This window comes from Nostoc commune NIES-4072, assembly GCF_003113895.1.
Classification (GTDB): Bacteria; Cyanobacteriota; Cyanobacteriia; order Cyanobacteriales; family Nostocaceae; genus Nostoc; species Nostoc commune.
In genome coordinates this window covers 2513159-2525544 of record NZ_BDUD01000001.1, presented here as the reverse complement: position 1 = coordinate 2525544, position 12386 = coordinate 2513159, and the positions used below count along the sequence as shown (strand labels likewise).

General features: G+C 43.3%; 8 protein-coding genes and 1 pseudogene. 3 read left to right on the top strand and 6 right to left on the bottom strand.

Annotated features, from left to right (window positions below; all coding sequences use genetic code 11):
• Positions 1 to 18 precede the first annotated feature (18 nt).
• Positions 19 to 1284, bottom strand: a complete 1266-nt coding sequence (locus tag CDC33_RS11170; protein ID WP_109008540.1) for a protein kinase domain-containing protein — start codon at positions 1282 to 1284, stop codon at positions 19 to 21.
• 202 nt (positions 1285 to 1486) lie between these two features.
• Positions 1487 to 3481 (bottom strand): serine/threonine phosphatase, encoded by a 1995-nt coding sequence (locus CDC33_RS11165; RefSeq protein ID WP_109008539.1) that lies wholly within the window; start codon positions 3479 to 3481, stop codon positions 1487 to 1489.
• Positions 3482 to 4001: 520 nt separating this feature from the next.
• On the opposite strand from CDC33_RS11165, the gene CDC33_RS11160 reads away from it, so the two are divergent.
• The gene (locus tag CDC33_RS11160) at positions 4002 to 5204 is read left to right on the top strand and encodes an aminotransferase-like domain-containing protein (RefSeq protein ID WP_109008538.1); all 1203 of its coding nucleotides are present in this window, start codon (positions 4002 to 4004) and stop codon (positions 5202 to 5204) included.
• 557 nt (positions 5205 to 5761) lie between these two features.
• Here CDC33_RS11160 and CDC33_RS11150 read toward each other — a convergent pair.
• The 4 genes and pseudogenes from CDC33_RS11150 to CDC33_RS11135 form a co-directional block, all read right to left on the bottom strand.
• Positions 5762 to 6925 (bottom strand): annotated as a pseudogene (locus CDC33_RS11150) (IS5 family transposase); the annotation flags it as partial.
• 254 nt (positions 6926 to 7179) lie between these two features.
• A complete protein-coding gene (locus tag CDC33_RS11145) occupies positions 7180 to 7806 on the bottom strand; it encodes a J domain-containing protein (RefSeq protein WP_109008537.1) in 627 nt (208 codons plus the stop codon).
• A 240-nt stretch (positions 7807 to 8046) separates the two neighbouring features.
• Complete coding sequence (locus CDC33_RS11140; RefSeq protein ID WP_109008536.1) at positions 8047 to 8658, bottom strand: ATP-dependent Clp protease proteolytic subunit; 612 nt, start codon at positions 8656 to 8658, stop codon at positions 8047 to 8049.
• A 118-nt stretch (positions 8659 to 8776) separates the two neighbouring features.
• Positions 8777 to 9439 (bottom strand): ATP-dependent Clp protease proteolytic subunit, encoded by a 663-nt coding sequence (locus tag CDC33_RS11135; RefSeq protein WP_109008535.1) that lies wholly within the window; start codon positions 9437 to 9439, stop codon positions 8777 to 8779.
• 238 nt (positions 9440 to 9677) lie between these two features.
• Between CDC33_RS11135 and CDC33_RS11130 the strand changes: the two genes are divergently transcribed.
• Positions 9678 to 10934, top strand: a complete 1257-nt coding sequence (locus CDC33_RS11130) for a vWA domain-containing protein (protein WP_109008534.1) — start codon at positions 9678 to 9680, stop codon at positions 10932 to 10934.
• On the top strand, positions 10931 to 12211 hold the full coding sequence (locus tag CDC33_RS11125) for a vWA domain-containing protein (RefSeq protein WP_109008533.1): 1281 nt from the start codon (positions 10931 to 10933) through the stop codon (positions 12209 to 12211). The genes CDC33_RS11130 and CDC33_RS11125 overlap by 4 nt, the downstream gene beginning before the upstream one ends.
• The last annotated feature ends 175 nt before the right edge of the window (positions 12212 to 12386 follow it).

Sequence of the window (12386 nt, the reverse complement as noted above, 5' to 3'; positions counted from 1 at the left end):
AGTCCCCAGTCCTCCTCCCTATTGGCAACCAGCTAACGCCCCAGCTAATTCCTTTGCAGTTTGATAGCGATCGCGTGGTAATGGTTCTGTAACGCGATCAATGATATCTCTTAATTGGGAACTAATGGTGGGAACTTTTGCCACATCAAATCTGAAGTTTCGCCCTCGTTGGCGGTAATACTTGAAAGGGTTTTCGCCTGTGAGCAGAAAAATCAACGTTGGCCCAATTGCATACAAATCAGATTGAGTTAAAGGTTGTCCTCGTTCTTGCTCAGGAGCGCAGTAACCTTCTGCACCAATCCGAGTACCGGGGGCTGTGCCAATTTCCTTAACTGCGCCAAAATCTAGCACCACTATGCGATTTACTGAATTTCGCACCATTAAGTTGGCGGGTTTAATATCGCGGTGAATCAGTGGCGGCTCTTGGCTATGAAGATAGTCTAAGATATCGCAGGTTTGGATCATCCAAGCGATCGCTTGGCTTGGTGTAACTGGCCCAGTAGTATAGACACGTCTCTCTAAATCTTGTCCGTGGATTAGTTCCATTGCTAAGTATTTTTTTCCGTCTTCTACAAAGAAGTCGTAATACTTGGGAATTCCTGGATGGTTAAGGGATTTGAGAGTATACGCCTCTCGCTCAAATAATTCTTGAGCTTTGGCAATTTTTACCATATCAGCATTCATTTGCTTCAACACCAGCAATTGTGGCATACCCGCAACTTGACCAGCCGCATCCCAAGCGAGATAAGTAGTACCCATACCTCCTTGTCCGAGAGTTCGCAACACTTGATAATGGCGAATTTTCTGTTGTACTGAGAGAGGTTGGCCGCAGTGGATGCAAAAGAGATTGTTTGGGGAATTGCCTTCATGGGTGCAAGTGTATCTACCTTGGGCTGAATGCAGTGTTGCAACGGCGTTTTCTTCTGTTTCTTGCAACTGTTGCGATCGCACACCACTTTCCAGTACTGTTACATCCTGAATTTGGAATTTCAGTATTGGGCCTCCCTGTGCCAGTTGCAACAATGAATTATCTGGTAACGGACTCTGAATTACAAGGACACCGTTGAGGAAAGTCCCATTAGTACCCTGACTAATCAGCCGCCAACCACCGCCATTGTCGGCAGAATCGTGTCTCAGTTCTAGATGATAACGCGAAACTAAACTATCAGTTAAAACAACATGATTATCTACCGCTCGACCAATCCGAATTATGGAAGAGTTCTCAAAGCACCACTGCTGGAGGGGCGTTTTCTGTTGCGGTTCTAACAAAGTCAGACTAACCACAATACAACCTACAAGTTAAGAGGATTAGGGATTGGGCATTGGGCATTAAACTTATCCGTAAATTAGCTTTTAAACCTTGACTTTTAACCCTTGATTTATAAGGTTTTGAGGTTAATTCGCTGACATGTCTATTGAGAATTGGTGATTGTTCTTTCTTCTTATTACCCATGCCCCATGCCCTATGCCCCATCCCCCATTTTTTTTAACTTTCCAGATTTGGGCGTACTTTTGCCCGAATAAGTATACCAGTAATATTGTCGTGACCATTGTGTTGGTTCGCTAAATCAATTAAGTCTATAACGCCCTGTTCTAAGTTAACGCCAGAACTCAGTAAGGGTTCTAAGTGAGTCTGCCAATGGGTTTCTATTAAATCATTATCTGATAGACCGTCCGATACCAATAACAGAAGAGTATCTTCATTAATCTCAAAAAAATCCACATCGGGATTAATCGAGTTTTCGTCACGAGGCCCCAAAGCTTGGGTGAGTTGGTAGGCATCTGGGCGGGCGTAAGCTATGCTTGCTTCCACTCCGCGTGTAATTTCCCGTTGCCCAACTTCGTGATCTACTGTGACTTGTTCTAGTCCCCGCTTGCGTGTCAAGCGATAGAGACGGCTATCTCCCACATGAGCAACTGCTACTTGAGTATCTTGAATTAAGAGCATTACCAGAGTTGTACCCATGCGCCCAACTCCAGAACGGGCATCTTGTTGATTGAGCTTGTAAATCGCCTCATTAGCTAAAAACACTGCCTCACGAATACTATCTTCTGTTGGCAGTTGGTTAGTAATCCAGTGTTCTTGAAAGTATTGCCTTAGGGTGTCGACTCCTAACTTACTGGCTATCTCGCCGCCAGCATGTCCACCCATCCCATCACAGAGAATATACAAACCATGCCCTTCCAAGACTCGACTTTTGGGCGACTCCAGCTTTTGAATTTTGGTTTCAATGCCAAAGTAGTCTTCATTATGATGACGTTGACGCCCTACATCTGTGCGTCCCGCATCTTCTAAGCTACTTAACTGCATCGCCAGCACAACAGTTGGCATATCATCAATTTTGCTTTCTGATTTTTCTGGCTCATCTGATTGTGGGATAATTGGCACAGCAGTATTTTTCTCCTTTATTGGGGGTAAAGTTGCGCTTGGTAGTGCTTCCAGTTCAATAGAGATTTCCTCCAAACGCGATCGCAATTGTGCCATCGTCTGAATCTTACCTATCTCTAAATCCCCCAACAGTTGGACTACAGGGCCAAATTGAGTGCGTTGAGATTGCCTAAATAGCGCTTGCCAAACCCGCCCTAAAGCTTGAATGGTTAACGGTTGCTCTGGAATAGCAGATGTTTCGCTTTCAGCATCTTCTGGCGACTCGATGACAGGCAAAGAATTGGATGATTCCACATACAACCTTTGTAGTGCCAGCGTTTGGTCTTCATCCAATCGCAAGTTCGACAAATCTAAAAGGCTCTGACGACAACCTACTGGTTCCAATAACGCCCAAAGTTGGGTCATTTCATAACACCAGTGTAAAATTTTTAACGAACTTGTGGTTTCTTCTTGCCATAAATCGAGTAAAAGCTGCCAATGTGAGCGGTCTTCGATTATGACTATCTGCATATTTCCCTGCTGCCATGCATCGTGAATCGGCGGTATCCCCGGCTGACCTTGGTATTGTAATGCAATATAAAGTTTAGCAAGATGAGGAATTCTATTTGCTTCCACTGATGGCGTTAGTAAATCTGATTGTTGACTTGCTAGTATTGCCTCAATGGGTGATATTTGATACGGCTGGCAGTCTAGAACTCTCACACCAACATCAGTAATGGTGTCAGTTTCCGTTTGAGCAGGTAGCGGATCTAACAATTGATAGCGCTCTTGAGAGTCTAAATAGGAGCCTGGTGCAATCTGAGAACTAGCGAATAGAGAAGATGAAGAAGATATTGCTCCCTCATCTCCCTCATCTCCCTTTTCTGCCACATCTTCCTCTACTCCCAAAGCTTTCGCAGTCGTTTCCTTAGCAATAATTGCCCAAAACACTGTTCCACATTCCGTGCCACAGTTATGACAACGTAGTGCATTCACAGGTACATCATCGGTACTGCATTCAGGACAGACCTTGTGGGTCAGGGACATGCCACAGCTTTGACAGAATTTATTGCTATTGGGATTTTCAAATTTACACTGAGGGCAAATCAGCATAGTGGAAGTTCCTTTATTCCCGCTCCAAGGTGCTTCTAGCCACTAAGATTCAAGGTGCCACAATTGGCTGTCCCTGACTACAGTAGACCTATAAGAGATTGTAGTTTATCAATGAATTTTGGTGGCAGTATTAATTGTGACGCAATTAGATGAATATTTAATATATTGGCAGTTAATTGCTTATAAATGGGGAGTGGGGAAGATGAGGGGGATGAGGGAGATGAGGAAGCAGGGGAGACAAGGGGACAAGGTGACAAGGTGACTTGTGAGAACTTGCAACATTGCAACAAGTCTTTCCCCTTGTCCCCAATGCCCATGTTATAAGGAAGAATACATCCGTCAGCAGCTAGAATCCACCATAAATTCTGGGTGACTAACGAAAGTTTAAGACCCCCATTTTGTTGAAAAGTGATGCTTGTTCCCACGCTACGCTAACAGATTGAAGGCTTCCTCCAATCTGACTTTTCGCTAATTGCTTTCTTGTGTGTTCTCTACTGTGACTTCCAATTTTAAACTTTTTATGGCTGCCACTACCCCTGCTTACCGAATTACTGATTTGTTCGCCGAACGGGCTAGAAACATCGCACCACCAACCTACAGTACAGAGTTAACCAAAATTACCACTGTCAGCTTTACTTACGGTCTAGCTGATCCAATTCTCTTTCCTCATGCTCACTTGGCTACTGCAAGTGCTGCTGTGCTGGCAGAAGAGGCTCCCCTCGCTCTCAATTACGGCCCACCTTCAGCTCAACTATACGAGCAAATTATCCTCCGTTTGCAGGCTAAAGGAATCACTACCGATCGCGATCGCCTAATCATTGGCTATGGTTCTGGTCAGATTTTGGGCTTGCTACCAGATGTGTTTGTCGAACCTGGTGATGTGGTAATTGTGGAAGGCCCAACCTTTCTGGGAGTAGTTGTGAGATTTGTCCAAGCTGGCGCACGCATAATTACCATTCCTGTGGATGAATTGGGGATGGATGTAGATGCCCTAGAAGTAACATTGAGCGATTTGAAGAAGCAGGGCATCCGATCCCGGTTTATTTACACCATCCCCACCTTTCACAATCCCACAGGCACTACTATGCCGTTATTTCGCCGTCAAAAATTGGTAGCATTAGCGGCTGAATATGGCGTGCTGGTGGTGGAAGACGATGCTTATAGCGATTTGCGTTTCCAAGGGGAAATTGTGCCCCCCTTGGCAACCCTCGACAAGGAAGGGTGGGTATTATATGTGAGTACCTTCTCGAAAATTATTGCGCCCGGTATCAGGTTGGGATGGGCTTGTGGCGATCCAGCGATTATTGAGCGGCTGGCAATGTTCAAAAGTGAGGGGCCGGTGGGGCCATTTGTCAGTCATGTCGTTGCCCGCTATTGTGCCACAGGCAAATTAGAGAATCACATTCAGGAGTTAATTGCCTGCTACAAGCATAAGTGCAATTTGTTGTTAGAAGCGATCGCTCAAGAGTTTCCCAGTGATGTAGTTGCAAAGCGTCCCGATGGCGGCTTCTTCGTTTGGTGTAAATTGCCCTCATACATTAGCGCCAAAGCACTTCTAATGGCTGCCAGTGAACACGGTGTCAGTTTTCTACCAGGGACTCGCTGCTACACTAATGGACAGGGGGATGATGCGATCAGGTTAGCTTTTAGCTTTCAGCCAACTCAGAATATTGTTGAGGGAATCGCTACATTAGGAGCAGTGTTGCGCGGATGGCGACACTAATTTTGGATTGAAGCTATTAATCCCAAATATACCAGTGCTTATGCTTTTGATGGAAGCGGCAAGGTTAAACGAAATAAAAATAATTATTCTCTCGCTGTTTTCAAAAGCGGTAAACAATATAATTGTGATTTGTCAGGAGCTTACAATATCGGTGCTAGGTATTGGTATTGCCTAATTATGGGTGATAAAACCTTTTCTAGAGTGTTCGTAAGCAAAAGTTCTAACGACACACTGAGAACGCCAGTAACTCTGGGAACGCTGCGTAGTCTAGTGGCTGCATAGCGAAAGAATCCCCATCTATAATCAAAGATTATAGATGGGGTGCGTTCAAGATAATCTAAGTAGGGGTTGCTGAAAAAGTATGAAAAAGCAATCTTAAGGGTTGACTAGTTATTCAAGCAAAATCAAAGATAAGCTTTTCTTGTTTATAACTAATAAAATCATAATTTTCAGTTATACGGAACTGCAAAAAAGGTGCAGTTTTCAAAAATAGACATAAAAAAGCATAAAACACCCGCGACAGGTGAGTAGAAAGATTCATCACTAGAAAAGTAAGCTCTATTCTCTCTTGTGCGATAAATTTTATCTACATGAACCGATTCTGGATAATAGCCAGTATAGTTTTTATATGCTTCTACTTGTGATTTTAAGTCTCCTGATTCATTAAAATTATCCCAACTAATATGGTCTAAAAATACATACCCATCAAAATAACTAGCTGATAATTTTGCCCCAAATTCCACGGCTTTCCCAGCTTTTCCACGGACAATTGGGCGGATATGTGGTTGGCTTAAACTAACGATTCGGTCATCAATACTCTGTTTTTTATTTTCATACAACCATAGTTGTTGACGATAAACTTCTACAACTACAAGCAACATTTTATATTGTTTAGTACTTAGTTTTTCTAGAGTTGCTCCCGATCTGATTAGCTGGTCAATATGAGATAAGTTTCTTTTGATATATTGAAGCTGCTTTTTAATCGCTTTTTTCCTATCTTTTTGGGATACACGACGTTTTTTAGCGACTTCTAAGTAGTTTTTTCTCGCTATTTCCCGATAAGTCCTTGGTTTTTTCTCTAATGTACCTTTTATCTGTTCATAAAGAAGGTCTATTATTCGTTCTGTCTGTTTTCTTGCTTGATTTAATAGCTCGAAATCTGTTGGATAGCTGATGTCTGCTGGCGCACAAGTCGCATCTAATATTAATTTTCCCCGATTTTTCGGCGTGTTATCTTCTTTTTCTAATTCTTCTATTTTTTTTTGAGTTGATTCAGTTGATTCAGTTGATTCAGTTGCTAAAGTCGAAGATGTTGTCTCTAGCATCCTTTTAACAGTTTCTTGATTTACTTTGTTTACTAAGTCTGCACTAATTCTTTCACGAAAATGGACTAGCATAGATGGATCAAATGGAGCTTCATTAATATAAGATGATATTCCTATGAAGTACTGTAGATAAGGGTTTTCTTTAATTTGTTCTACTGTTTCTCTGTCGCTTATTCCTAGTTTTTCTTTGATTATTAATGCGCCTAATGCCACCCGAAATGATTTTGCTGGCGCTCCCATCTCTGCCGAAAAAAATGAAGAATATTCCTCTTCAAATTCCGCCCACGGTATTAAATCAGCCATAATTACCCAACGATTATCTTCTGATAATTTTCCTTCAAACGGAAGTTCAAAGTTTTCTGGTGGGATTGTAGTTTGCTCCTGCTTTCGGTACATGGTTACTAATGACACACTTTAGTCCTGCTAGTCACGGTGATGCAAGGATTTTGGGTTATTTTACCCTCAACTCTTGCACCTGAATATCTTTCTTTGGTCTGATAATCTAGAGACTGTAACCTTTTCTTTTTTTTCAGCAACCCCTAAGTAAGTGGGTCAAATTCAATATAAAACCTCAACCTGCCTTCGGCTTCCCTCTCCGTGGGTTCGGAGAGGGATTGACGGTGAGGTTTAATCTTACGTTTAATTACGCTTTAAAAAATTTGTTCTAATCGTTGGAAATCTCGCTGCACTTCATACCAGAGACTTTTATTATGGGGGTCTGTCTTCAAAGCTTTTTTGAGATAAATTCTGGCTTTGAGTAGCTGGTTTTGGGAAATTAGCGCCCGTCCCCAAATTTGATAGGCGATCGCTAGCCATTGACGGACTTCTGCATCTGTTGATAAACGATCTGCTAAAGCTTCCGCCAGGGCGATCGCTTGCGGAAATCGTCTTTCTTGCAAAAATCGCTGCAATTGCTCATAAGTTTTCCACTTGAGCCGTTCTTCTATTTCCAGCACATTAGGCGGCTTTGGTTTCCCTGGTTCTTGGCTTGTCACCGTTGTTACTGGTGTTTTCTGTCTATGCGTTGCCTTAGTCTCACCACGCACACTAGATGTTGACACCTGAGTTGAATGTGCCACAGTTTCCTCTGGCAATACCACAGTCAGCAGGAGTTTGTACGCCTCTGTCAACGCAATAAACTTATCTTTGGCTTTGTTGTCATCTGGGTTGATGTCGGGATGATATTGCTGCGCCAATCGTCGGTAAGACGCTTTGATGTCAGCAAAAGAAGCTCCCGATCTCAAACCTAGTAAACGGTAGCAATCTCCAAGATCCATCTTGAGCTATGAGCTATCGAATATCCAGCAAGAGGCTATTAGCTATCTGCTTCACGCCTGAACTATTAATAATAAGGGCTAATTTGCTATTTTAAAAGTTCAATGTTTACAGTTTGTTTAAAGAAGGGCATTGGGCATTGGGCATGGGGCATGGGGCATGGGGTAAGGGGTAAGGTTAAATTTATCCCTTTCCCCTTTAACCTTTTCCCCTGTCCCTCATCTCCCCTGCCCCCTGCCTTCCTACTCCCCTGTTATTACCGAGGTTCGTTCTTCAATCACACGGTCAATTAAACCGTATTGTTTTGCTTCTTCGGCAGACATGAAAAAGTCACGATCCATATCTTTTTCAATCTTTTCTATGGTCTGACCGGTTTTATCGGCATAAATGCCATTGAGCTGGTGACGAATCCGTAGAATCTCTCTAGCTTCAATTTCGATATCGGTTGCTTGTCCACGGGTACCACCTGAAGGTTGGTGAATCATAATCCGTGAGTGAGGCAATGCTAGGCGTTTGCCCTTGGTGCCAGCCGCTAGCAGGAAAGACCCCATTGAAGCCGCTAAACCTACACAAATAGTCACTACATCTGATTTGATATGTTGCATGGTGTCAAAAATAGCCATGCCAGATGTAACCATCCCACCTGGGGAATTGATGTATAAATAAATATCTTTACCTGGATCATCGGAGTCCAGATACAGCATTACAGCAATAATCTGATTGGCAATTTCATCATCAATATCTCGCCCCAAGAATATAATCCGTTCCCGGTAAAGGCGATCGTAGATGCTAATCCAATCTGTATATTGTCCTCCGGGCATCCGGTAAGGAACTTTAGGAACGCCTATAGGCATAATTTACTCCGTTCTTAATAATTTGCGGGCGGTAGGAGAGTTAGGAGTTGAAAGTTAGGAGTTAAAAGTTAGGAGCAAGGAGTTTTCAATAACTCATAACTCATAACTCATAACTAAATTAAAGGACACTAGCAGGAAGTGGGGGATTGGCGAGTTCTTCTTTCTCAAAAACTCGGTCAATTAAACCGTATTCCTTTGCTTCGTAGGGTGTTAAATATAACAGCCGATCCATGTCTTTAGTAATTTTTTCTGGAGGCTGTCCAGTGGTGCGATGCAATATATCAACTAAGGCCCCTTTATTTACCAAAACTTCCCTGGCGCGAATTTGAATATCCGTTGCTTGACCTTGGGCGTAGCTCTTGGGCTGATGCAGGATAATCGAGGAGTGAGGCAAACTAGCGCGGCAACCTTTTGTACCAGCACTGAGTAGCATCGCTGACATACCCATTGCGGAACCAACGCAAATGGTGTGGATAGGAGGTTTGATATATTTCATGGTGTCATAAATGGCGAAGGCTTCGGTTTCAAAGCCAATGGGTTCGCCACTGTAACCGGATGTGCCGGTGGAGTTGATATAGATTTTAATCGGCTTTTCGGGGTCGTCGGATTGCAAAAACAGCAATTGGGCCACGATTAATTCTGTGACAGCAGGCACCAGAGGCATCCCAATATAGACAATTCGCTCCTTCAATAAGAGGGAAGGTAAATCTGGCGGTGGTGTCCGGTAAAAGTTATCGCCGTAATATGGGGCTTGAACAGCCTTAATTGGGGAAATGTCCATAGCAACTGATCGCCTGAAACTATGCCGTTAACTGTAATACATCCTAGCGCGATGCCAGCCTTCCTCAAGGTGCGGATTTCTCCCTAGTGCTAAAGGTGGCTTTGCATCTGCCAATGCTTGGCTTCTAAGATATTCTGATTATATTAGTGTATTTGTGTTGGATAGGTTTTCCGTAGAGTTAAAGTGTTGCTTTGAAGTTATTTTTTTAAATGTATATCCTGAATAGGGACTTTGAGTTATGAAGGTTAATTTGCAGCCTGCCTTGAATGATGGTAATTTGGACGCGAATCAACTGAATAGTCAACGTCAGTTGGGAATTTCAATTTCAGCGATAGCAGAAAATCAAGACCGCCATTTACCCCTGAATTTATGCTTAATTCTCGATCATAGTGGTTCGATGAACGGGCGATCGCTAGAAACGGTCAAAAAAGCCGCGAATCGTTTGGTAGATAGACTCAACCCTGGCGATCGCCTCAGTGTTGTAGTTTTTGATCACCGTGCCAAAGTCTTAGTACCCAATCAAAGTGTCGAAGATCCAGAAAAAATCAAACAGCAAATTAATCGCCTAGCCGCCGATGGTGGAACTGCGATTGATGAAGGACTGCGCTTAGGCATTGAGGAGTTGGCAAAGGGCAAAAAAGATACTGTTTCCCAAGCTTTTTTATTAACCGACGGTGAAAATGAACACGGTGATAATAATCGCTGTTTAAAATTCGCTCAATTGGCTGCTAGCTATAATTTGACTTTAAACACTTTGGGATTTGGTGACAATTGGAACCAAGATGTTTTAGAAAAAATTGCTGATGCTGGCTTAGGTACTTTATCTTATATTCAAAAACCCGAACAGGCAGTGGAAGAGTTTAATCGCCTGTTTAGCCGTATTCAAACCGTGGGATTGACTAATGCTTATCTGTTATTCTCCCTGATGCCCAATGTCCGGCTAGCAGAACTTAAACCTGTGGCTCAAGTTTCCCCAGACACAATTGAGTTACCACTGCAACAAGAAGCTGATGGGCGTTTTGCTGTGCGGTTGGGAGATTTAATGAAAGATGCAGAACGGGTAATCTTAGCTAATATTTATTTGGGACAATTGCCAACAGGTGAACAAGCGATCGCTAATGTGCAAGTCCGCTACGATGATCCAGCCGCCAACAAAGTAGGTTTAGTTACACCAAATATCCCAGTTTATGCTCATGTAGTGAAAAACTACCAAGCAGATCCGAATCCCCAGGTTCAACATTCTATTTTAGCATTAGCTAAGTATCGCCAAACCCAGCTAGCCGAAACGAAATTACAACAGGGCGATCGCTCTGGTGCGGCGACAATGTTACAAACGGCTGCGAAAACTGCATTGCAAATGGGAGATACTAGTGCAGCGACGGTGTTGCAAACTTCTGCCACCCAGCTACAATCTGGTGGAGATTTATCTGAAAGCGATCGCAAGAAAACCAGAATTGTCTCCAAAACAGTTTTGCAAGATACCCCTCCTCAATGAAAGTTAAATTGCTCTGGGCGTTAAATGACAATAATGTTGATGTGGCTCAAACAAATAGCCAACGTCAATTAGCAATTACAATTTCGGCAATCGCTGGTGAGTTTGACCAAAATCTGCCCCTCAATCTCTGCTTGATTTTGGATAGAAGTGGTTCCATGCATGGACAACCAATTAAAACAGTGATTCAAGCGGTGGAAGGATTAATAGATCGGTTAAAGGTTGGCGATCGCATTTCAGTTGTGGCTTTTTCCGGTTCTGCGGAAGTCATTATCCCTAACCAAACGATTGAAGACCCCGAAAGCATCAAATCTCAAATAAAAAACAAACTGACTGCTAGCGGCGGCACTGCGATCGCTGAGGGTTTAGAACTGGGAATTACAGAATTGATGAAGGGAACAAGAGGCGCTGTTTCCCAGGCGTTTCTGCTGACAGATGGGCATGGTGAAAGCGGTTTGCGGATTTGGAAGTGGGATATTGGGCGAGATGACAATAAGCGCTGTCTTCAACTGGCGCAAAAGGCTGCCAAGCTGAACCTAACTATCAACACTTTCGGATTTGGCAATAGCTGGAATCAGGATTTGCTAGAAAAAATTGCCGATGTCGGTGGTGGTACTTTAGCTCATATTGAACATCCTGAACAAGCTGTAGAGCAATTTAGCCGACTGTTTGGACGGATTCAATCGATTGGGCTAACTAATGCCTACTTGCTATTATCTCTAGTGCCTAATGTCCGATTAGCGGAATTGAAACCCATTGCCCAAGTTGCCCCAGATACAATCGAGTTACCAGTGGAACCGGAAGCTGATAGTAGCTTTGCTCTACGTTTGGGAGATTTGATGCAGGATGTAGAACGGGTAGTTTTGGCGAACATTTATTTGGGACAATTGCCAGAAGGGAAACAAGCGATCGCTCATCTGCAAATCCGTTATGATGACCCGTTAGTTAACGAACAAGGTTTACTTTCGTCCCTTGTGCCAGTGTATGCAGATGTAGTGCGGGCGTATCAACCGACATCTAATCCCCAGGTGCAGCAGTCTATTTTAGCATTAGCGAAGTATCGTCAGACCCAGTTAGCCGAAGCGAAATTGCAACAAGGCGATCGCACTGGTGCAGCTACGATGCTACAAACGGCTGCTAAAACCGCTTTACAAATAGGAGATAAAGGTGCAGCGACAGTGTTGCAAACTTCCGCTACTCGCCTGCAAGCTGGAGAAGAACTTTCAGAAGCAGACCTTAAGAAAACTAGGATTGTATCAAAGACTGTTTTACAGGAGTAGTCAAAATTCAACGTTGCTGATTAACCGGGCTTTTCATAAACTAATGCTGCTTGATAGTGCCTGCGATCGCAATTCGGGGAGATTAAACCAATTCGCAATTCGCAATGGGCTAACGCCCCGCTCCGCTAACGCAATTCGCAATTACGTTTTGTGACGGGGATTTAGACCCCGACAC

What these genes read in the sequence shown, in the direction of transcription:
- CDC33_RS11160 (WP_109008538.1), top strand. Translation starts at nt 4,002, where the DNA reads ATGGCTGCCACTACCCCTGCTTACCGAATTACTGATTTGTTCGCCGAA.
- CDC33_RS11135 (WP_109008535.1), bottom strand. Translation starts at nt 9,439, where the DNA reads ATGGACATTTCCCCAATTAAGGCTGTTCAAGCCCCATATTACGGCGAT.
- CDC33_RS11145 (WP_109008537.1), bottom strand. Translation starts at nt 7,806, where the DNA reads ATGGATCTTGGAGATTGCTACCGTTTACTAGGTTTGAGATCGGGAGCT.
- CDC33_RS11165 (WP_109008539.1), bottom strand. Translation starts at nt 3,481, where the DNA reads ATGCTGATTTGCCCTCAGTGTAAATTTGAAAATCCCAATAGCAATAAA.
- CDC33_RS11130 (WP_109008534.1), top strand. Translation starts at nt 9,678, where the DNA reads ATGAAGGTTAATTTGCAGCCTGCCTTGAATGATGGTAATTTGGACGCG.
- CDC33_RS11140 (WP_109008536.1), bottom strand. Translation starts at nt 8,658, where the DNA reads ATGCCTATAGGCGTTCCTAAAGTTCCTTACCGGATGCCCGGAGGACAA.
- CDC33_RS11125 (WP_109008533.1), top strand. Translation starts at nt 10,931, where the DNA reads ATGAAAGTTAAATTGCTCTGGGCGTTAAATGACAATAATGTTGATGTG.